We start from the raw sequence: 21,713 nt of genomic DNA, 5'->3' as shown, positions 1-21,713 counted from the left end.
AGAAAATGCTTCTTTAAAAAAAAGAGGAATCAGCACATTTTCATTTTCGATAAAAAAAAGCGATTTTTGCAGTCTCAAAAATAATTATGTCAGATCTACTTAAAGAAATAGGGAAAAGAAAAACCTTCGGAATTATTGCCCATCCTGATGCCGGAAAAACAACACTTACAGAAAAGCTTTTACTCTTTGGAGGTGCTATTCAGGAAGCAGGTGCCGTAAAATCAAATAAAATTAAAAAAGGAGCAACTTCCGATTTCATGGAAATTGAAAGACAGAGAGGAATTTCTGTGGCAACTTCCGTTTTGGCATTTGAATATAAAGGTCATAAAATCAATATCTTAGATACGCCCGGTCACAAGGATTTTGCAGAAGATACTTACCGAACTTTAACCGCAGTTGATTCTGTTATCGTTGTTGTAGACGTTGCAAAAGGAGTTGAGGAACAAACTGAAAAATTAGTTCAGGTTTGTAGAATGCGAAATATTCCGATGATCGTTTTCATAAATAAATTGGACCGCGAAGGAAAAGACGCTTTCGATCTGTTGGACGAAGTAGAGCAAAAATTAGGTTTAACCGTTGTTCCACTTTCTTTGCCAATTGGTATGGGAAGTGATTTCCAGGGGATTTATAATATTTGGGAACACAATATTCAACTATTTTTAGAAGAGAAAAAACAGAGAGTTGGAAGCGCAGTTAAGTTTGATGACATTAACGACCCTAAAATCGATGATGCAATTGGCGAAAAAGCCGCAGCAACTTTAAGAGAAGAATTAGAATTGATTCAGGAAGTTTATCCGAAATTCAATCGTGAGGATTATATGAACGGTGATTTACAGCCGGTTTTCTTTGGTTCAGCCTTAAATAATTTTGGAGTTCGTGAACTGTTGGATGCTTTTATCGAGATCGCACCAAATCCACAACCGAAAGAAAGTGATACCCGATTGGTAAAACCAGAAGAAAAAGATTTTACTGGATTTATCTTTAAAATTCACGCCAATATGGATCCGAAACACCGTGACCGTTTGGCTTTTGTGAAAATCGTTTCCGGAACTTTTAAAAGAAATGAAAATTACCTTTTGGTAAGAGAAAATAAAAAAATGAAGTTCTCTTCGCCCAACGCGTTCTTCGCTGATAAAAAAGAAGTCGTTGACGAAAGTTTCCCGGGAGATATTGTTGGACTTCACGACACGGGAAATTTCAGAATTGGTGATACTTTGACAGGTGGCGAAAAAATGAGTTTCAAAGGAATTCCGAATTTCTCACCGGAACACTTTAGATATATTAATAATGATGATCCATTAAAAGCGAAACAGTTAGCCAAAGGAATCGACCAGTTGATGGACGAAGGTGTGGCGCAGTTGTTTACGCTCGATATGAATAACAGAAAAATTATCGGAACAGTTGGAGCGCTTCAGTACGAAGTTATTCAGTACCGTTTGGAACATGAATACGGTGCAAAATGTACCTACGAACCACTTTCCATTCACAAAGCATGTTGGATTGAAGCTGATGAGAAATCTGAAGAATTCAAGGAATTCGCAAGATTGAAACAGCGATTTATGTGTAAAGATAAATATGGTCGTCCAGTGTTTTTAGCTGATTCTTCATTTACGATTCACATGACTCAGGAGAAATTCCCGAACGTGAAACTGCATTTCATTAGTGAATTTAAGCAAGATTAAATTGTAAAGTCTTTGTAAATTAATTTGCAAAATACAGATAGAGAGACTCTTAATTATTTTAGGAGTCTTTTTCTTTATTTAAAGGAATGCTATTTGATTACCTTGTCCCGATTAAAAATGAAAAATCAAAATGAAAAAAATATTTGCCACATTCCTTCTTTTCGGTCTTTTAATTTCTTGTAGCAAGCAGGAGTTTTCCGAGGCAACGAATTCTATCAAAAGAGCCGACAGTCTTTTTACAAAAGCCAATGACGGTTTGAAAACTTTGGACTCGATTTCAAAAAGAGTCAATGATTCAGATGGAATTGCAAGAAAAGTTCTTATTCCCCAAATTGAAAAACAAACTAAAAGAATCGACAGTACTTTAAAATCCGGCAGTTGGAAAATTGATTCAATTAATAAAGATATTGCAGAAATCACCAAAAATGTAAAGGTTGGAACTGATGTTGCGAAAACTTTAGATTCGGCCAACAAGGCACTTCAAAATGGTGAAAATGTAATTTCTGTTTTAAGCAAAACCGCAGATAAAATTCTTAAAAGAACGCAAACTCAAAAAGCGACTCTGCCACCAAATGCAGAAAATCAAAATCCCCCAGCCAATCAAAATAATACGGTTGTTATTCCGCCAACTATTGAGAAGTATCCTCTGGTAAAAACGGCCATTTTAGAAATTCAAGTGGATGATATTTCGCAAGCGAAATCGATTTTAAAACAAAAAATTCGGGAAAGTAATGCAGATCTGGTTTCGGAGAATTTCAGTCAGCAAGAAGGATTTGAACGGGAATATATAACCGCGAAAGTTCCGCTTTATAATTATGATAATTTGGTTGCTGACCTATCAAATGGATTGGGTGAAGTGAAATCGAAATCTACCGAAAGTGAAGGAAAAGATTATGTTTCAAGTCAAATGTGTGACATAGAAATTACTTTAGTTCAGAAAGAAGTAAATACAGCAATTCAAATCGTTACCGATGAAAACAGTACGGATTCTGATTCATTTGGTTCAAAATCCTCATCAGCATTTATGAGTGGTTTTAAAGTTCTCGGCGATATGATGATTGCGATTCTACCCTTCTGGCCAATCTTTATAATTGCAGGTTTAGTCTTCTATTTTGTGAGACGACATAATAAAAAGAAGGAAGTAAAATCTTTAGAAAATCAAACCAATATTCCTGTTCAAAAAACAGAAGTAACTACTCCATCGGCAATTGCAGAAAATGAAAACAGTAGAGATTCTGATGAACCGGATTACTCAAAATATTTGCCGAAAGAATAATTTAGTTACAGAAAATATCTGTGTTTCTTTAACACAAATGTCACGAATTATTCCACAAAAGACACTATTAATAAATTGCAGTTGACCAAAAAAAGGACGAAGAAATTAAAACTATTTCTTCGTCCTTTATTGGTGTAATTAGTGAAAATATTTGCGCAATTAGTGTTTTAAATTATTCCTCACTTAAAGCATAAACCGCGAAACTCGCTAACCAGTGATCGCCACCATAATTTCCCTGGAAAAGCAACGGTAAGGCGTTGGTTAAAAATTTGTCTGAAGTTGTCGCAAACTGTTTTTTCAGCGGATGATTATTTGGCAATGATTTAGAAATTCCTTTCATCGTCCAGGCTCTCGTAAAGGAAAGTCCGACCAAATGAACGGTTTGAAAATCATTGATATCACTAATAATTGGAATTTCTGAAATATTGGCAATACTGCGTTTTTCATAAAAATGATTGAACCATTTTACAAACTCTTTCTGTGGAAGAATTCTCCGCATTAAATCTGCGATCTCAAGACTTGGCGAAAAGAAATCACTTCCGTCCGGTTCCAAATAAGCAGGCGTTTTTTGATCTTTTAAATAAAAATATTTTGATTTTTCGATCAGTTCATTTTCGAAAACCTTATCGTTTTTAGCTCTGGCCCAATCAATCGCAAAACCCATGGCAAAAGCAGAATTAGAATGAGTTCCCGTTCGGTTTGGATAGGTTTGTTTGGGTAGATAAATTTTCCAAAGTCTCAAAATCTCATCGGTCAAAGGTTTTAAATTCTGATGCCAGATTTTAGCTTGCGGATCATCCCAAGCCATGAGTTCTTCATCTAATTTAAGCACCCACGCCCAACCATACGTTCTTTCAAAGTTCATGGAAACGGCATATTTTGTAAAATAGGCTGATTCTTCTTTTATTTTTTCAGGCTGAAAAGAAGCGTCTAAAATTTCGAGGATTTCTTTTCTGTTGACAATATTTGGTTTTGACTTTAATAAGCGAACCAACATCCAATGTCCGTGAACGGAAGAATGCCAGTCGAAACAGCCGTAAAAACTTGGATGCAGATCAGACGGTGATAATAAAACTTCTTTATCATTATTTATGATATGCGCCGTTTTATTTGGATATTCCTGATTGATACATTTTAAAGGTTTCTCCGCCAACTTCATGGCGATATCATCGGTGAATTTTGGTAGAGTTTGAGCGTTGAAAGTGCAGGTTAATAGAACTGCAACTGGTATCAATTTTTTCATTTTTAAATTAAATTAGTAGGAATACATTTAACGCAAAGGCGTAAAGATTAAGAAAAATAGCTGATCAAAATTACGGTCGCAAAGGCGTTCCTCTCAGCGAGGGTCGCAAAAAAACTCGGTTTAATTAAACTTGTCAGTCCTTTAAAACCCTGACAAGTTTTGTGATTATAAGATTATTGAAGATCAGAATTTTTAAAATTAAAAAATTCATTCGTTTATCAGACGATCTGCAGCCCGACTTGACTCACTACTTATTATTTCTTTATTTGAATCGTGGAGCAAAATCATTGTTTGAACGGAGCTATTTTTGCCAGACTGAAACTTCTAGCAATTTACAAATAGTCGAAGGCAATAAAGCGGGAGTGGAAGGCGGAAAAAGCTACCCAAAAAAATAGTATCAAAAATTCAATTTCCCATTTGTCATTAAATAATAGAAAATTCCGGCGGCGAAAAATAAAACCAAATAAATGATGACTAATATTTTCTGTTTTTTTAAGGCTGATAATATAAGCAAACCTAAAATCCCTAAAACCAAAACAATTAATTTTTGCATTGGTTCCGGAATAAACATAGATCCTGCAATCAATGCCAAAGATAAAAAGTGAAATATTCTTTCTTTCTGTAATATATATTCTTTCATTTTCTAAAAATAAGAAATCCTTTCAGCATTCTGAAAGGATTTTCTTTTTATTTCATGTTGACTACTTTATCAACCACATATTTCGTATTTCCACGCCATGGGATTGCACCTTTGTATTCTTTGTAATGCAAATCGAATTGCTTTCCACTGTTTTCTTCCAACTGTTTAAAGATGGCTTCATTTTCTACAGAGAACTCAAATTCATAACTTGTTAATCCGCCGGTTTTTCCGCGACCAAAACCTTCCTGGATCAACTTTCCTTCGTAGGTTTTAAAGATGTATCCTTTTTTATTCGCATAGTTCAGATAACCGGATTTTACTCCTTCTGCAAAAACGAAAAAATATTTATACCACATAAAACCGCCCAAAACCAGAGCTACAGCGATCACAATAATCCAAACTTTCTTCATAGCGTGTGTTTTTTACTATTTACTATTTTTTACGATACTTCTCGAAATCACGATTTTCTGAATCTCCGAAGTTCCTTCATAAATCTGAGTGATTTTCGCATCACGCATCATTCTTTCGACGTGATATTCTTTCACATAACCGTAACCACCGTGAATTTGAACTGCTTCAATAGAAGTGTCCATCGCAACTTGTGAAGAATACAATTTTGCCATTGCACCGATCTCAGAAATATCTTTTCCTTCATCTTTTTCAACAGCAGCTTTGTAGCATAACATTCTGGCAGCCATAATCGACGTTGCCATATCTGCTAATTTAAAAGCAATTGCCTGGTGATTGATAATTTCAGTTTTAAACGCTTTTCTTGTCTGAGCATATTTTAAAGCCAGTTCATAAGCACCTGAAGCAATTCCCAAAGCTTGAGAAGCGATACCAATTCTACCACCATTTAAAACTGCCATGGCGAAATTAAATCCGAAACCGTCTTCGCCAATTCTGTTTTCTTTCGGTACTACGACATCAGTGAAAAGCAATGAATGCGTATCACTTCCACGAATTCCCAACTTGTCTTCTTTTGGTCCGATCTCAAAACCTTTCCAACCTTTTTCAACGATAAAGGCATTGATTCCTTTGTGTTTCTTTTCAGGATCTGTTTGAGCGATCACGATATAATAAGTCGCTGTACCACCATTGGTAATCCAGTTTTTCGTTCCGTTTAAGATATAATGATCTCCTTTGTCAACGGCTGTTGTTTGTTGTGAAGTAGCATCAGAACCCGCTTCTGGCTCTGATAAAGCGAAAGCTCCAATAACTTCACCACTTGCAAGCGGTTTTAGGTATTTCATTTTTTGCTCTTCATTTGCAAATTTTTCTAAACCTGCGCAAACCAATGAATTGTTTACTGACATTACTACGGCTGCAGAAGCATCTACTTTTGCAATCTCTTCAATAGCAAGTACGTAGGAAATACTATCCATTCCAGCACCACCATATTTAGGGTCCACCATCATTCCTAGAAAGCCTAATTCTCCCATCTTTTTTACCTGTTCGTGCGGAAACTTCTGGGCTTTGTCTCTTTCTATAACTCCGGGTAAAAGTTCAGCTTTTGCAAAATCTCTTGCAGCTTGCTGAATCATCAACTGTTCTTCAGATAAATTAAAATTCATAAAGTTTAAAAATTGTTTGACGGTAAAAATACATAAATTCTAAAAATTAAAAAATTAAAATAGACTTCATTGAAAATAACTATTGCGGTTTTAAATAAAAATGATATTTTTACATGAATTCAATATGAAAATTGAGTTAAATTATGTTATTCATTAAATAAAACTGAAATATGTCAATAAAAAGAACTTTTGATTTTGCGCATAATGCGTTAGAAAAGTATTCAAGAGAAGATATGTTCGTTACCAAATATGATGGTAAGTGGGAGAAAACGTCAACAAGCGAGTTTATTGCTTTAGGAAATAAAGTTTCGAGAGGTTTATTGAAACTGGGAATTAAACCAGGTGATAAAATTGCCTTGATCACCACTGCTACAAGAACTGAGTGGGCGGTAATGGATTTGGGAATTTCTCAAATCGGTGCGGTTTCTGTGCCTGTTTACCCAAGTATTTCAGCGGAAGATTATGATTTTATCTTTAATAATGCTGATGTAAAATACTGTTTCGTCTCCGACAACGACCTGTATGAAAAGGTAATGAAGATCAGAGGAAATGTACCAACGCTTCAAGGTGTTTTCAGTTTTGATCAAATTAGTGGCGCACCCAACTGGCGCGAAATTATTGATTTGGGAAATGATGAAGCTACTCAAGGCGAAGTTGAAGATTTATCGAAATCCATTAATACAGAAGATCTAGCAACAATCATTTATACTTCTGGAACTACTGGAAAACCAAAAGGAGTAATGCTTTCGCATTTAAATATTGTATCCAATGTTTTGGGTTCAAATCCACGAATTCCACGGGTTAAAGGTTTAGAGTTTAGCGATATTAAAATCTTAAGTTTTCTGCCAATCTGCCATATTTTCGAAAGAATGCTTTTTTACCTTTATCAATATAATGGATATGCGATTTACTTCGCAGAAAGTATTGAAAAAATGGGCGATAACATCAAGGAAGTTCAACCACACATTATGTCGGTAGTACCGAGGTTGATTGAGAAAGTATATGATAAAATCTACGATAAAGGAACGAGCGCTGGCGGTTTAAAATCAAAAATATTCCTGTGGGCACTTGGCGTAAATAAAGCCAAAGAAAAATTAGGAAAACCTTCTGGTCTGAAAGAAATCATTGCCGATAAATTAGTCTTTTCGAAATGGAGAGAAGGTCTTGGTGGAAACATTATCACGCTTGTTTCAGGTTCCGCAGCTTTGTCTGCACGCTTAAATAAAATGTTCCAAAATGCCGGGATTCCTATTTTGGAAGGTTATGGTTTAACGGAAACCTCCCCCGTAATTGCCGTGAATAGCTTCGGAAAAATTAAAATTGGAACGGTTGGTCACGTCTTAGATAATCTGGAAGTGAAGATTCAGGAAGATGGTGAAATAACCGTAAAAGGTCCATCAATTTTTAAATCTTATTTTAAGAATGATGAAATGACTGCAGAAGTTTTTACCGCTGATGGATTCTTCAAAACAGGCGATATTGGTCATCTTGATGAAGAAGGATATTTGCATATTACCGACCGTAAGAAAGAAATGTTCAAGACTTCTGGTGGAAAATACATCGCGCCTCAGGTGATCGAAAATCTGGCGAAAGCTTCGAAATTCATTGAGCAAATTATGGTTGTTGGCGATGGAGAAAAAATGCCGTGTGCTTTTGTTCAACCAGATTTCAATTTCATTAAAAACTGGGCAGAAAGAAAACAACTAAACATTGGAACGACGCCAGCAGAAATGGCAAAAAGTCCAGAATTAAAAGAGCGAATTAAAAAAGAAATCGACTACTTGAATACTAAGCTAGGAAATTGGGAACAGATTAAAAAATTCGAGCTTACGCCAGAAGTTTGGTCGATCGAATTGGGCTTGCTTACTCCTACTTTGAAACTGAAAAGAAAAGCAGTGAAAGAACGATATATTAAATTGTATAACGAATTGTATGGTCATACAGAATAAATTTACGCGACAAAGCAGAGACCTATTCTGATTTTAAAATGAAAGCACGGTTTTTTTAAGCCGTGCTTTTTAGCGGTTTCTTTTTCAGGACGACTTTAAGATTTTATATGAAATTATATATGTTTTAATTGGTAAAGCCATTAACTCCTTATAACGTATTTGAAAGAAAATAAATTACTACGCGGAACACCTATTTATATTTAAATATTGTATTCAATTACTCCCCACGAAGACCATGACAAAAAGAATTAAAATTACAACATTATTGCTGTCAATTTCATTTATAGCATTTGGACAAGAATTACCGAAAGAAAAAAGCGCAAATCATATTCAAATCGAAGGAACAAACATCTTTATGATTCCACCAACCTCATTTGAAAGATCTACCAATTTTCAAGGTTTTCAAAATCCTGGTGATCAAACTTCAATGGTTATGACAATAGAGATTCCTGGTCCATATTCTGAAGTTTCTAAAGCGTTTAATCAAGAAATGCTTAAAAAAAAGGGCATGACTTTAAAAAATAAAAATAAAATTAAAGTAGCAGAATTTGAGGGGGTTATTATCGAATTAGAACAATCCGCCAATGGACTGGAATTTTCCAAACATGTTTTAATTTACGGAAATGAAAAATCGACCACAATGATCAATGGAGTTTATTTAAAAGATTCATTACAATTAGGAGAGGAAATAAAAAGAAGTATTTTATCGACAATTGTAAACACTGATTTGAAAACGAACCCAAGAGAAACTCTGAATTATTCGCTTAATGAAAATGTAGGTTCTTTAAAATTTAAAGCAGTTATTGGAAATGGGATGTTATTTAATAGGGACTTAAAAACACCTACCGAAAGTAACGATAAAGCGACATTAATAACAGAAAGATCATTTGCAAAAGTTGAGATTGAAGACAAAAAATTGTTTTGTATTTCTAGACTAAAAAAATATCCAGAAGATTACTCTGTAATTCCAAGCAAAGGGATAAATGAAATTGAAATAGATAATCTGAAAGGATTTGAGCTTTTTGCAAAAAATAATGAAAAAGAGAATCAAGAAATGTATCAAGTAATTTTATTTGACAATAGTGGTGGTTATTATCTTTTTGTTGGCACTTATGAAATGGGAAGCGAACAGGCAGCGTCTGACATAAAGAATATCATACAAACATTTGAAACAGCGAAATAGCTGCACACAAAAAGCATTTCTACTAGCCGGGCGGAAGTTTATACCCTAGATACTCTTTCTAAAACTCATATTTTACATTAATAAAATCTTTTTATGAAATTTAAATTACTCCTACTCTCTTTTATTTTTTCAAATTTTTTGTTTGCGCAAAAAGATATCGATTCAACGGATAAAATGATTGACCAAATGTGCCTCGATTTTCAAAATTCTGAAAACTTAAGTGACAGCATTAGAATTCAGAATTTAAATCAAAAATTTATCTTGCCGTATCTCGACCAGTTTTCGGACTTAGAACGTGAAAGCAAAATTGACCACGTCTATTTTAGGCTTCAAAAAAGATGCGAATATTTTAGAGAATATTTATTTAAAATAGATCCTCCAAAAACGGACGATTGGAAAAAGCTCCAAAACAAACCAAAAGCGACCATTAGCGATAATGAACTTTCCAAATTTAAAACCCACACTAATTTTTTTTATGCAGAGTCCGGTGGTGAAAAAACATATGTGAAAACTAATTCTGAGTACTGGATCGAGACCTTCTCGGATGGAACTACTTCAAAGCTAAATTATGAGTGGGTTGACAAAAATAAATTTGACCTCATATTCATTGAAAGTAATAATAATTCCCGTAAGAACTTCAGTAAAAAAGGCGATCGGTATCATTATGAAATCATCAGTAAAGAAGGTCATTTCTATAATATTGTGGTAGGAATTTCAGGACAATCACAATTATTGCAGTTTAAGCTTTTTGCAAATTAGGAGGGTTAGCCATGAGCCTCGGATTATTATAAGTCGACTAAGTACAGTCGTTTTTTAGAATAAGATGGGCGGAATTAAATTTTTCATCATGTTGTTGATCTAAAATCAAGCAAATCAAAATTATATCCGCTTACAATCGGATATTTTTATATATTTGAGTACCAAATGATTCTTATGGAAAACTGTCTGGAATGTGGCGATAAAATTATCGGACGAAGCGATAAGAAATTCTGCAATGACGGCTGCAGAAATGCCTATAACAATAAACACAACAAAGATTCGTCGAACCTGATGCGCAACATCAACAACAAATTGCGCAAAAACCATCGTATTCTTTCGGAACAAAAATTCAATGAAGGAAAAGCTAAAACTACGCGCAACAGATTAATTTCTGAAGGTTTTGATTTCGAATATTTCACGAGTCTCATTGTTTATAAAAACGGAGCTGAATATCGTTTTCTTTACGATATCGGTTACAAGTTATTAGAAGACGATTGGATATTGCTCGTGAGAAAAGAATAATTTATATTTGAGCATAATTTATTTGATGAAAAAACTTTTACTTTTTATATTTGTCCTCTCCATTTCTTTTTCGCTATTCGGACAAAAAATAGAAAATAATTCTAAAGTCTTTTTCTATGAAAACAAGGGACAAATTGTAGATCAAAAGGGAAAAGAAAATTCTAAAGTAAAATATCTTTTTAATTCACCAGGTTTAAATGTTCAACTTAAAAATGAAGGGTTTTCTTACGATGTTTATGAGGTCAAGAGAACTTTAAATAAGGATTATGCCAGAAAGGAAAATGATCTTTCTTCGAAAAAACATCGACCTAAATTTAATCAAAATCTTCAATTTCATCGGATCGATATTGATTTTGTCAACGGAAATAAGCATCCTGAAATCATTGCAGAAGAAAAATCAGCCGATTATGATAATTATTATAATATTCCAGGAAAGCCAGAAGGTGTTACGGAAGTTCACCGATTTCAAAAATTAATTTACAAAAACCTCTATCCCAATATTGATCTGGTTTTCTTTAAACCTGATGATACTTTGAAGCCTGTTGAATATAATTTCATCATTAATCCCGGTGGAAAAATATCTGATATCCGATTAAAATTTAAAGGTGCAAAAACCAAATTGAAAGAAGGTAAAATATCAATGAAGTTGCGTTTTGGGGAAATGCATGAAAATGTACCTGAGTCCTGGATTGAAGAACCAAATGGTAAAAAAAATATCAAAATCAATTTTAAGAATATAAGCCAAGATGTTTATGGTTTTGAAAGTTCGCAAGACACTTTTGATAACACGGTGATTATAGACCCTGTTCCCACCAGAGTTTGGGGAACTTATTTTAGTGGTTCTTATTATGATAATGAATCAGCCTTTATTGTTGCTGATAAAAATGATCAGGTATACTTTGGCGGAAAAACAACAAACCCAACCAATATTGCAACTGCAGGAGCACACCAAACGACTATGTTTGATGACACTTACGACAATGGATTTGTTCAAAAATTCGCGGCAAACGGAAAAAGAATCTGGGGAACATATATTGGAAACTTATTGTACACCACCACCATATTCGATGGGATTGTTAATGATCAAGCGCTTTATATTGGTGGTTCTACCTTTGACAAAACAGGTACTGTAAATAATATAACCACGCCAGGAGTTCATAAACAATTTGCTTCTGCCAATACCCGCGAAGCTTTTATTATGAAATTAGATTTCAATGGACAAAGGATTTGGGGCACGTATTACGGAGGAACTGGTTATGAAGATATTTATGATTTAAATTTTGATCAAAGTGGAAACATACTTGTTGCTGGCTCCACTGATAGTGATAATCAGATTTCTACTCCAAACTCTTACATATCCACAAATCCCAAAAATTCGGCAGGCTTTTTCGCACAATTTTCTGAGCAGGGTCAGTTATTATTTGGCTCCTATTTCTACAGAGCAGTGAATCATATAACGGCGGACTCTCAAAACAATATAATTATTGCTGGTCAGTACTATGATTTTTCAATGTACCCTAATATCGGTACACCCGGAACCCATCAACCCAGTAATATCGGTGGGCAAAACGGCTATATTCTAAAATTTGATTCCTCATTCAATAAACTTTGGGGTACTTATTTCGGAGGAAGTTATAATTATAGCAGCAATCCAAAATACAACAACTTTATCGCTGGACTATCTACCGACAAAAATGATAATATCATAATTGCCGGCACTACCAGAAGTAAAAACAACATTGCAACTGCGGGTGCTTTTAAAGAATTTCATAACACCGATGTTGAAAACGGATTTATTGCAAAATTTCTACCCAATGGCAGCATCAACTGGTCAACCTATTATGGCAGTGAAGGATATTTTGGTAACAATATCAATGCTTTATTTGTAAATGAAAATGGAGATATCTATGTTGCCGGAGATACGAGAAGTATCAGCGATATTGCAACACCAAATGGTTACCAGCCAAGACCAAGTAATAGTGATGATGGTTATTTTTCGAAATTTTCCAGCAGTGGTTCTCAAATTTGGGGGACTTATTATGCAGATATGGGTCAAGATGAACTACAAAAGATCACCTATAAAAATAATCATGTTTATGTGCTTGGGTACACTACTGGTTACAATTTTACGCATCTTTTCGGAACACCAGGAACGTTTATGCCAATCGCCTATGGTGGTTATTTTCTGGCTAAATTTCGGGATTGTCATAACAATGTTTCCGCTACGGTCAACGCCAATATTTGCCCAGGCTCAGACATTAAGTTAGTGGCTACAGGTGGAACAACTTATTCCTGGACGGGTCCAAATGGATTTACTTCTGCTTCACCAAGCCCAACGATTGTTGATGCCAGCGATCTTAATTCCGGAACCTACATTTGCGTAATTTCAGGAACTGGCGACTGCGATGGTTCTTATTCTGTTACTGTAAAAGTAGAAGACATAACTGCTCCGATTCCAAATATTGCTAATTTACCAAACATCACTGGTAATTGTATGACTATTATTTCAGCTATTCCAATGGCAACCGACTACTGCGCTGGAAATATTATCGGAACAACTACAGATCCACTTCAGTATTCCTTACCTGGAAATTATATCGTTCAGTGGAAATATGATGACGGAAATGGAAACACTTCTATCCAGAATCAAAATGTAATTATTACAAGTGAACCGCTACCAAGTGCTAATTCGCTGCAAACTTTTTGTTTGATTGATCAACCTACAATTTCAGATATCGTGATTTCTGGAACAGCCATAAAATGGTATGACGCTGCTGGAAACTCTGTAAATTCCAACACTATTTTGATCGATGGTGTCAGTTACTTTGCAACCCAAACTTTAAATGATTGTGAAAGTTTAAAGAAAGAAATTGTGGTTACCGTCAATGATCCAAATTCACCAACCGGAAATCTCACACAGGATTTCTGTTCAGCCCAAAATCCAACAATTTCCAATATCATCGTTACAGGACAAAATATAAAATGGTACGATAACTCAGGAATTTTGTTGCCAACTTCCACTCCGCTTGTTGATGGTCAAATCTATTATGCAACGCAAACGGTCAACGGTTGTGAAAGCACTCAGAAATTAGCTGTAAAAGTTATCGTGACCAATGGTGGAATCCCAGCGAATGATCATGTTGAGACTTTTTGTAATGATACCACTTCAAATACTAAAATAGAAAATCTTAATAATTACAAAGAAAATTTAATTGCAGATTCAGCCAATTATAGTTTTGATTTTTTCGATGCCAATAATCAAGTTGTTCCAAATCCCGCAAACGTTAATTTGAACATTGGGTCTAATTTATTTAATGTCAAGGTTTCTAATTCATTGGGCTGTTTCGTTATTGAAAAATTGACTTTAACGCTGAATCCAAAACCAATTTTAGATCTTCCCACCGAAGTTGAATTTTGCAATGGGCAAACAGCATCATTAGATGCGGGAAATGGTTTTAGTTATTATGAATGGACAAAGGATAATTCCCCAGCGATTATTTCTACCGATCAGATTTTGGTCGTTTCAGAAGCGGGACGATATTCCATTAAAGTGAAAAACAATTTTGGGTGCGAAAATTCTACGATAATTAATGTTACCCAATCGGTGATCGCGACTATAGTTGGAATTCAAATTGTAAACAGTACTGCTACCGTTCAAATGTCAAATAGTGGTGATTTTGAATATTCTCTGGATAATGTGATCTGGCAAACATCAAACACCTTTAAAAACCTTTCTAATGGAAGTTACACGGTTTTTGTGAAGACAAAATTAGGCTGTATTATTGGATCGATGAACTTCAGTATTTTTACTATTTCTAATGCTTTCACACCAAACGCCGATGGTTCAAATGACACCTGGAAAATATCTGGCTTGGAAAATTATCCCGGTTCAGAAATTCAGGTTTTCGACCGTTTCGGAAATTTAGTTTTGCAAAAAATAACCAACGGCCCTTTTGAATGGAATGGATTTTCTAACTCACGCGTTTTGCCAACAGGAAATTATTGGTATGTCGTAAAAGTTTCTGATGGCCGATTATTAAACGGCTGGGTTTTAATTAAAAATAGAAATTAGTGTTAGAGATGATGTTGGATGTATGATGCTAGATGTTAAACAGGAAATCTCTATTATAGTAACGCAACAAAAAAGAGCAGAAATTTCTGCTCTTTTATATTTGAAGTGAATTCTGGGGAAATTAATCTTCCGTGATCAACCGAATTTTATCTTCCAAAATTTCAATTTTCTTATCGCGGTACAAACCACCGATCGCTTTCTTGAAATTCTTTTTGCTCATCTGCAACTCATCTTTGATTTCGTCTGGCGTAGATTGATCTGAAAGGTAAATTAAACCATAATTTAGTTCTAATTTATCTAAGATAATTTTCTGATATTCATCGATATTTTCATAACCTTCTGGCTGAAGAGAAACATCAATTTTACCATCTTCACGAATCATTTTGATGTACCCGATTTCATCTGATAAAGGGAACAGTCTTTTATAAACATCCGACGTATAGATCAGTCCGACATATTCTTTATTAATAATGACATTCCAACCCAATTCACTTTCTCCCGCGATGATCAAGTTTACTTTCTCCCCTCGCTGAAAAGGTAAGTTTTCATAATGAGGATTCTTCTTATATCTGGTCGTTCCGGTAATTAAACCTAGAACGTCGTCGATATAAACCTGCACCAAATATCTTTTCCCTTCCAGAATTTTTGCACGTTGCTGCTTGTAAGGAACGAATAGATCTTTGATTATTCCCCAGTCCATAAACGCACCTGCCGGCAAACTTTGCACACAGGTCATTACGGCAAACTCTCCTACTTCTGCATTGGCTTTTTCAGTTGTTGCTTTTAATTTATCATCATCCTGATAAACGAATACTTCCATCTCATCGCCCACTTCGGCATCTTCTGAGGCAAAAATTTTCGGAAGAAAACATCTTACTCCTTCTTCATCTTCCAGAAATAATCCTGAATAATTTTTCTCTGCGATTTTCAAAGTTTGTGTCAGTCCGATGTTCATAATAAAAAGTACCTAAAGTGAATATTTGTAAGGTGCAAAGATAACGTATTTTCTCACGAATTTTCAGGAATGGTTGTTGCTTGTTGAAAAGAAAAATTTCATGAAAACACTTCTCAAATATACACCAGATCTTGACCAACTTTCACCCACCGAAAATAACGATTTGGCAAGAGCCATGACGTCGGTTGAAAAATTCATTAAAAGTTCGTCGAAAATCAGTGACGTTAATTACGCAACACGTGATGCTCATTCAAAAACGTATGCAACTGCAAAGGGAGTTTTGAAAATTTCAGACGACTTACCGCAATTCATCACCGAAGTTTTTCAGGAGAAGGAATATGAACTTCTGGCAAGATTTTCAAATGCTAATCTGGTGATTAACAAAAAAGGAAGAGACGCACCACTCTATGGTTTGTCCTTAAAAATTAAAAATATGAAGGGTCAGGATGTAAATTTTCCTTTGGTGAATTTTCCCTTATTCCCCACGAATTCTTCCTCGGTATTTCTAAATTTTTTCAGATCGGTGAATATGTTTCTGGTTACGAAACAGGATAACTTTTTAGTGTCCGTTTTAGATCTGCCTTCTTTGATAAAAAACAGTTTATCGCTTTTCAGTAATATGTTATCCGTTGATGTCATTAAAAAAATAGTACAATTTATCCCGAAACGAAATAACTTCTTCTTCTCCTTTAATTATGATGGAATTGGATGTTATCGTCTGGGCGATCACGTCATGAAAATCGGATTGAAACCAGTTCGCAATTTAGCCAACATTGGAAAAGATGAACCTCAAAAAGATTCGATTGCGGAGTTTATTTCTCTACAGGACTCTACTTTTATTTTAACCATTAAAATGTGCGAAAATCAAAAAGATCAACCGGTGAACGACTTAATGAAAACCTGGGTGAATGCACCAGAATATACTTTAGGTAAAATAACGATTCCACAAGATTCCCAGCTTGATTCTACAAATCCCGAAATTGAAAATCTCAATTTTAATCCTTTTGAAAATTCTGAAAATCTGCAGCCTGTCGGAAAAATTCAGCAAATTAGAAAGAAAATCTATGAAGTTTCCATTGCGACCAGAAATAAGCTGAATGGTAAATAATAGTACAAAAAAAAAGAGGAGCTTTAAACTTCTCTTTTCTATTTAGAATAACCAGGTAAAATTATCGATATCTGGAAATATAATCCATCAACTTATTTCTGCTCGAATCAAAGTCAAAGGCTTCCATCACCAAATGATAATTTCTTTGATCGGCACATTTTGCATAAAGCATTTTTGCCGCTTCTAATTTATTGCTGTCGAAATCCATATAATTAACCATGTTATAAATTTGCTGTGCAGTGAAATTGGTATTCCTTGAAACCGTAGAGATCATCGCTAAACGGTCTTTGTCAAAACTCCCTTTTTTCTTTAGAGCGTTCATAAAACTATTAAACTCCTGAGTGCTCATCACATTTGGATAATATCCAGCATTACCAGAATTCCCATTCCAGTTGCCAGTGTTGTTCCCGTAAGGATTGTTCCAAATGTCATCCCATTCGTTGATTCCGTAAGTGCTATTCTGCACCGGAGAGGTTCCCAAAAGATACAGGCCTTGATTAGGAAAGAAATCCAAAACCAATCTCGTGTAGGACTTCAGGCGCAGATTCGTTCTGTAGATCAGATAGTTATTTTCATAAATCGCGATCGGAACCGTTCCAAATTTCAAATCAAAAAATCTGAATTTCCCAGTTGGATTGCTGATCAACTGATCGCCAACTTCTACCGTATAATTTCCGTTTTGTGGGATTCTTACAAACACCTCAGAATTTCCGTAGTTATAATTCCAGCGGTAATTATTGTTCGTATTTCCTTGTGGAATTTTGTTTTGAGTTGGCGTTCTGTAGTTTGAATTATCCAGCACTTTATCATTTCCTCGGATCACACCATCGTTGCGTTTGGTTTGCATTTCGCTGGTTCTCGCTTCATTTTTCAGAAGTTCTCCTGCTCTTCCCGCTTCTTGCGCAAAGCCACTAAAGCTCATTAAGAACAGACAAGTAGTAAAAATATTTTTCATAATATTCAATTTTTGGTTGTTTCTGAAAACACTCTACAAGCGTGCCAAAAAGATTTAAAATTCTACGAAATAATAGATTAACTGTAAAAAATTAAATTATTATAAAAGATAATAAAATAAATTTAACCTTGCATAAAATTCATTATCAAAGCGAATTTTATTGCTCTTATTATTTACCACGAATGCGCGGAATTAATTTTAAAACACTTTATTCTGTTCCATTATTTTCAAACCTTTAAACCGAATCTTTTTTATTCAATATTAGTAAAATGAATTGTACAAAAAAAAAATTCCTGAATTCGTGACATTAAAAATTCAAAAAAAAAAAAAGAGAAGCCGAAACTTCTCTTTAAATATAATGAATGAACCAATTCGGATTTTCTCCTTTATACAGACAAGTCGCGACTTGTCCCTACGAGTAATTTACCTTGGCTCTTTTTACTTTTTACTTGGCTCTTAAAAATGCAACGCTCTTTTCCCTGTCGCATCAAGCGCAGCTTCTTTCATAGCTTCAGCATACGTTGGGTGAGCATGAGACATTCTTGAAATATCTTCAGCACTTGCACGGTATTCCATCGCTACAACCGCTTCTGCGATCAAATCTGCCGCTCGCGCTCCAATCATGTGGACGCCTAAAATTTCATCCGTTTTTTCGTCAGCGATCACTTTGATGAAACCATCAATATCGCCTGAAGCACGGCTTCTTCCCAAAGCTCTCATCGGGAAATTACCAACTTTAATGGCAACACCTTCCGCTTTCAATTGCTCTTCTGTTTTACCAACAGCAGCAACTTCCGGCCAGGTATAAACAACACCCGGAATTAAATTATAATTGATATGAGGTTTTTGCCCGGCGATCAATTCAGCCACCAAAGTTCCTTCTTCAGAAGCCTTGTGTGCTAACATTGCACCCACGACAACATCACCGATCGCGTAGATATTCGAAACATTAGTTTGTAAATGGTCGTTCACTTTTACTCTTCCTATTTCGTCCAGATCAACACCTGCTTTTTCAACAGCAAGTCCGTCGGTGTAAGGTTTTCTACCAACCGCAACCAAAACGTAATCTCCTTCGAAAACTACTTCTTCGCCTTTTTTATCTTTCGCTGTTACTTTTACCGTATCGCCACTTCTTTCAACAGACTGAACGCCCGTAGAAAGATTGAATTTCATTCCTTGTTTTCTCAACACTTTGTTCAATTCTTTCGATAAAGAAGCGTCCATGGTTGGAATGATCTTATCCATAAATTCTACCACGGTCACTTCAGAACCTAATCTTTTATAAACAGAACCCAATTCCAAACCGATCACACCACCACCGATGACGATCATGTGTTTCGGAATTTCTTTCAGTTCCAACGCTTCCGTAGAAGTAATAATTCTTTCTTTATCTAAAGTAATAAAAGGCAAAGTGCTCGGTTTAGAACCGGTTGCGATAATCGTATATTTAGAATCAATGGTTTCTGTAGAACCATCATTTTTCGTCACTTTGATCTGAGTTGCAGATTCAAAACTTCCAACACCTTCGAAAACAGTGACTTTGTTTTTATCCATCAAAAACTGGATCCCTTTGGTCGTTTGATCCACCACTTCACTTTTACGCGCGATCATTCTGGACAAGTCTGCCACAGGATCATTGATGATAATTCCGTGATTAGCGAAATCGTGTTTGGCGTTATAAAAATGTTCCGAAGAATCCAAAAGCGCTTTACTCGGGATACAACCCACATTCAGGCAAGTTCCACCCAGAACGGAATATTTCTCAATAATTGCTGTTTTGAAACCTAGTTGCGCACATCTAATTGCAGCAACATAACCACCAGGACCGGAACCGATTACGGTAACATCGAATTGACTCATACTTATCTTTTTATGATTTTATTAAAAGTAGCACAAATTTACAAAATATTTTCCCGTTGGATGGTGTGGATTTACAGAGATTTTAGTGACTTGCCATTGGGAGAAGTCTGCGGATTGTCATTGCGAGGAATGAGGAACGAATGACTTGGCAATTTCAGAATTAAATTGCTAATAATTCTAAGGAGCCGGGAACATGCTTTCCGCTATATGTTTTGCGCCACTTCGTTCTGCAAAAGGATGCCGCTGCAATCAGGGCTATGAGATTGGGATTTTGAACTGATGACATTATAAAAAACTAAAACCTATACTTTTAATTAATTCAAGATTTACCTGAAAGCAACTCTTATTTAAAATTATAAATATGCATACATTTACAAGTACTACTTAAAACCATGAAAAATTATATTTACAAAACATTAATTGCTCATTTATTTGGATTTCTAGCGCTTATCCTGACGCATATATTATGGTCAGTAAGTGCCTATGGAAATGCCTCAAGCGGAGACACTGGAATAATCATTTTTTGGGCTGCAATATTTTTAATTTTATTTTACTTAGTTTTTGTTTTAGTTCCAAAAAAATTGCTCGAAAACATTGCTCGAAAAACGAATATCTATATTTTTTCTTTAGGGTTTGCATTTTACGCTCTCCTAGCATTTATTTTAATGATAGGTTGGATTTTTCTAAATTCAACTTTTAAAGGGGTTTTTCTGGATGCTTTTTTTTACGGATTGACATTTGGAATTGTTTTTCACAAACTTGAAAATCAAAATAAAAAGTTAAGAGTGAAGGATTTTGCGCTTCTTTTTTCTCTACCGATAATTGCTTTTTTTATTTACATTTTAATTTTGCCAAAATTATTTCCGGCATTTGCTTTTAAGATAGTTCCTAAACAAACTAAAGAACTAATACTTAAAGAGACATTTCGTAAATTTAAAAAAGGAGATGATTTTAATGAATTAAAAAATGCTTTACCAGGATATTTTGTTAATAGTGGTTGCGATTTTAGCAAAAGCGCTTTAATGGAAGATTTCCAATATTCTTTAGTTGTAGAAAACTGTAGGATAACAAAAATAGAATCCGGACCAAGAAAAAACAATAAGGGTATTACAGAAATGGTAGTCGAAACGCCACTTAAAAAGGAATAGTTTCTCTAAAACGTAATTCCTTCTAAATTTAATTTAAAGCATAAAAAGATAAATACTTAGATGAAAATCCCAACAATCCACGGTTACATCGACTCAAGAATTTTAATCAATTTCACCGCTGATCCAAAATCGGTGGAGAAAATAATTCCGTTTCCTTTTCGACCAAAAATTTATAAAGACAAATCCATTGTTGGAATTTGTTTAATCAGATTGAAAGACATTAAACCAAAAAGATTTCCAGACTTTGTCGGCGTCAATTCAGAAAATGGCGCACACAGAATCGCCGTTGAATGGGATGAAGATGGGGAGACAAAATCCGGAGTTTATATTCCACGCAGAGATACTTCTTTGAAATTAAATGCATTTGTTGGCGGTAGAATATTTCCAGGTAAACATTATCTAGCAAAATTTAATGTAAAAGAACAAAACGGAAATTATCATATTGATTTTAAAAGTTCAGACGATACTGAAACTTCCATTGATGCAACTGAAACGAAAGTATTTAATGAGAACTCAATCTTTGAAACTTTAGAAAATGCTTCTGACTTTTTTGAAAATGGCGACCTTGGATATTCGCCCAACAAAGATAAATTCGACGGACTACGTTTAAAAGTATACAAATGGGAAGTTAAACCACTTGAAGTTTCTAATGTGAAATCAAGTTTTTTTGAAAATGAAGAAATATTTCCAAAAGGTTCTGTGACTTTTGACAATGCTTTATTGATGACCAATATTGAGCATGAGTGGAAAAGCGAAAAGGAAAAATAAATCCCACGCTGCCGCACGA

At 34.9% G+C, this 21,713-nt stretch carries 17 protein-coding genes; 10 read left to right on the top strand and 7 right to left on the bottom strand.

Features of this window, described 5'->3' with window-relative positions:
- The first annotated feature begins 86 nt into the window (after positions 1-86).
- Both ACEYOS_RS01760 and ACEYOS_RS01755 read left to right on the top strand, forming a co-directional pair.
- Positions 87-1,682, top strand: a complete 1,596-nt coding sequence (locus tag ACEYOS_RS01760; RefSeq protein WP_373708616.1) for a peptide chain release factor 3 — start codon at positions 87-89, stop codon at positions 1,680-1,682.
- Positions 1,683-1,812: 130 nt separating this feature from the next.
- On the top strand, positions 1,813-2,958 hold the full coding sequence (locus ACEYOS_RS01755) for a DUF4349 domain-containing protein (RefSeq protein ID WP_373708617.1): 1,146 nt from the start codon (positions 1,813-1,815) through the stop codon (positions 2,956-2,958).
- A 172-nt stretch (positions 2,959-3,130) separates the two neighbouring features.
- Here ACEYOS_RS01755 and ACEYOS_RS01750 read toward each other — a convergent pair whose 3' ends face one another.
- The 4 genes from ACEYOS_RS01750 to ACEYOS_RS01735 form a co-directional block, all read right to left on the bottom strand.
- Positions 3,131-4,201: a DUF2891 domain-containing protein gene (locus ACEYOS_RS01750; RefSeq protein ID WP_373708618.1), complete on the bottom strand. Its 1,071-nt coding sequence runs from the start codon at positions 4,199-4,201 to the stop codon at positions 3,131-3,133.
- A 397-nt stretch (positions 4,202-4,598) separates the two neighbouring features.
- Positions 4,599-4,841: a hypothetical protein gene (locus tag ACEYOS_RS01745; protein WP_373708619.1), complete on the bottom strand. Its 243-nt coding sequence runs from the start codon at positions 4,839-4,841 to the stop codon at positions 4,599-4,601.
- 47 nt (positions 4,842-4,888) lie between these two features.
- A complete protein-coding gene (locus tag ACEYOS_RS01740; RefSeq protein WP_373708620.1) occupies positions 4,889-5,251 on the bottom strand; it encodes a hypothetical protein in 363 nt (120 codons plus the stop codon).
- Positions 5,252-5,266: 15 nt separating this feature from the next.
- Positions 5,267-6,415, bottom strand: coding sequence for an acyl-CoA dehydrogenase (locus tag ACEYOS_RS01735; protein ID WP_373708621.1), 1,149 nt, complete (start codon positions 6,413-6,415; stop codon positions 5,267-5,269).
- 170 nt (positions 6,416-6,585) lie between these two features.
- On the opposite strand from ACEYOS_RS01735, the gene ACEYOS_RS01730 reads away from it, so the two are divergent.
- From ACEYOS_RS01730 to ACEYOS_RS01710, 5 genes are all read left to right on the top strand, one after another.
- On the top strand, positions 6,586-8,364 hold the full coding sequence (locus ACEYOS_RS01730; protein ID WP_373708622.1) for a long-chain fatty acid--CoA ligase: 1,779 nt from the start codon (positions 6,586-6,588) through the stop codon (positions 8,362-8,364).
- A 235-nt stretch (positions 8,365-8,599) separates the two neighbouring features.
- The gene (locus ACEYOS_RS01725; protein WP_373708623.1) at positions 8,600-9,547 is read left to right on the top strand and encodes a hypothetical protein; all 948 of its coding nucleotides are present in this window, start codon (positions 8,600-8,602) and stop codon (positions 9,545-9,547) included.
- Between the two features lie 93 nt (positions 9,548-9,640).
- Positions 9,641-10,306 carry a hypothetical protein gene (locus ACEYOS_RS01720; RefSeq protein WP_373708624.1) on the top strand — a complete coding sequence of 222 codons (666 nt, stop codon included), beginning with the start codon at positions 9,641-9,643 and terminating at the stop codon, positions 10,304-10,306.
- 174 nt (positions 10,307-10,480) lie between these two features.
- Positions 10,481-10,828, top strand: coding sequence for a hypothetical protein (locus tag ACEYOS_RS01715; protein ID WP_373708625.1), 348 nt, complete (start codon positions 10,481-10,483; stop codon positions 10,826-10,828).
- Between the two features lie 25 nt (positions 10,829-10,853).
- Positions 10,854-14,900 (top strand): T9SS type B sorting domain-containing protein, encoded by a 4,047-nt coding sequence (locus ACEYOS_RS01710; protein WP_373708626.1) that lies wholly within the window; start codon positions 10,854-10,856, stop codon positions 14,898-14,900.
- Between the two features lie 121 nt (positions 14,901-15,021).
- Here ACEYOS_RS01710 and ACEYOS_RS01705 read toward each other — a convergent pair whose 3' ends face one another.
- Positions 15,022-15,855, bottom strand: a complete 834-nt coding sequence (locus ACEYOS_RS01705) for a S1 RNA-binding domain-containing protein (RefSeq protein WP_373708627.1) — start codon at positions 15,853-15,855, stop codon at positions 15,022-15,024.
- A gap of 100 nt (positions 15,856-15,955) precedes the next feature.
- Here ACEYOS_RS01705 and ACEYOS_RS01700 point away from each other — a divergent pair, with 100 nt between their 5' ends.
- Positions 15,956-16,963: a catalase gene (locus ACEYOS_RS01700; RefSeq protein ID WP_373708628.1), complete on the top strand. Its 1,008-nt coding sequence runs from the start codon at positions 15,956-15,958 to the stop codon at positions 16,961-16,963.
- Between the two features lie 61 nt (positions 16,964-17,024).
- Here ACEYOS_RS01700 and ACEYOS_RS01695 read toward each other — a convergent pair whose 3' ends face one another.
- Both ACEYOS_RS01695 and lpdA read right to left on the bottom strand, forming a co-directional pair.
- Entirely contained in the window at positions 17,025-17,918 is an 894-nt protein-coding gene (locus ACEYOS_RS01695; RefSeq protein ID WP_373708629.1) for a DUF4476 domain-containing protein, read from the bottom strand.
- Positions 17,919-18,374: 456 nt separating this feature from the next.
- Complete coding sequence (gene lpdA, locus ACEYOS_RS01690) at positions 18,375-19,778, bottom strand: dihydrolipoyl dehydrogenase (protein ID WP_373708630.1); 1,404 nt, start codon at positions 19,776-19,778, stop codon at positions 18,375-18,377.
- Between the two features lie 392 nt (positions 19,779-20,170).
- Here lpdA and ACEYOS_RS01685 point away from each other — a divergent pair, with 392 nt between their 5' ends.
- Together ACEYOS_RS01685 and ACEYOS_RS01680 are read left to right on the top strand one after the other, a co-directional pair.
- On the top strand, positions 20,171-20,926 hold the full coding sequence (locus tag ACEYOS_RS01685; RefSeq protein WP_373708631.1) for a hypothetical protein: 756 nt from the start codon (positions 20,171-20,173) through the stop codon (positions 20,924-20,926).
- Between the two features lie 60 nt (positions 20,927-20,986).
- Positions 20,987-21,694: a DUF2071 domain-containing protein gene (locus ACEYOS_RS01680; RefSeq protein WP_373708632.1), complete on the top strand. Its 708-nt coding sequence runs from the start codon at positions 20,987-20,989 to the stop codon at positions 21,692-21,694.
- Positions 21,695-21,713 lie beyond the last annotated feature (19 nt).

It is taken from the genome of Kaistella sp. (genome assembly GCF_041824135.1).
Lineage (GTDB): Bacteria > Bacteroidota > Bacteroidia > Flavobacteriales > Weeksellaceae > Kaistella.
The sequence above is the reverse complement of the archived record's forward strand: the minus strand, read 5'-3'. Positions and strand labels throughout refer to the sequence as shown.

Coding starts and splice junctions, on each gene's coding strand:
- ACEYOS_RS01710 (WP_373708626.1), top strand. CDS start 10,854: ATGAAAAAACTTTTACTTTTTATATTTGTCCTCTCCATTTCTTTTTCG.
- ACEYOS_RS01745 (WP_373708619.1), bottom strand. CDS start 4,841: ATGAAAGAATATATATTACAGAAAGAAAGAATATTTCACTTTTTATCT.
- ACEYOS_RS01740 (WP_373708620.1), bottom strand. CDS start 5,251: ATGAAGAAAGTTTGGATTATTGTGATCGCTGTAGCTCTGGTTTTGGGC.
- ACEYOS_RS01755 (WP_373708617.1), top strand. CDS start 1,813: ATGAAAAAAATATTTGCCACATTCCTTCTTTTCGGTCTTTTAATTTCT.
- ACEYOS_RS01735 (WP_373708621.1), bottom strand. CDS start 6,415: ATGAATTTTAATTTATCTGAAGAACAGTTGATGATTCAGCAAGCTGCA.
- ACEYOS_RS01695 (WP_373708629.1), bottom strand. CDS start 17,918: ATGAAAAATATTTTTACTACTTGTCTGTTCTTAATGAGCTTTAGTGGC.
- ACEYOS_RS01700 (WP_373708628.1), top strand. CDS start 15,956: ATGAAAACACTTCTCAAATATACACCAGATCTTGACCAACTTTCACCC.
- ACEYOS_RS01685 (WP_373708631.1), top strand. CDS start 20,171: ATGAAAAATTATATTTACAAAACATTAATTGCTCATTTATTTGGATTT.
- ACEYOS_RS01715 (WP_373708625.1), top strand. CDS start 10,481: ATGGAAAACTGTCTGGAATGTGGCGATAAAATTATCGGACGAAGCGAT.
- ACEYOS_RS01750 (WP_373708618.1), bottom strand. CDS start 4,201: ATGAAAAAATTGATACCAGTTGCAGTTCTATTAACCTGCACTTTCAAC.
- ACEYOS_RS01730 (WP_373708622.1), top strand. CDS start 6,586: ATGTCAATAAAAAGAACTTTTGATTTTGCGCATAATGCGTTAGAAAAG.
- ACEYOS_RS01725 (WP_373708623.1), top strand. CDS start 8,600: ATGACAAAAAGAATTAAAATTACAACATTATTGCTGTCAATTTCATTT.
- ACEYOS_RS01760 (WP_373708616.1), top strand. CDS start 87: ATGTCAGATCTACTTAAAGAAATAGGGAAAAGAAAAACCTTCGGAATT.
- ACEYOS_RS01680 (WP_373708632.1), top strand. CDS start 20,987: ATGAAAATCCCAACAATCCACGGTTACATCGACTCAAGAATTTTAATC.
- lpdA (WP_373708630.1), bottom strand. CDS start 19,778: ATGAGTCAATTCGATGTTACCGTAATCGGTTCCGGTCCTGGTGGTTAT.
- ACEYOS_RS01705 (WP_373708627.1), bottom strand. CDS start 15,855: ATGAACATCGGACTGACACAAACTTTGAAAATCGCAGAGAAAAATTAT.
- ACEYOS_RS01720 (WP_373708624.1), top strand. CDS start 9,641: ATGAAATTTAAATTACTCCTACTCTCTTTTATTTTTTCAAATTTTTTG.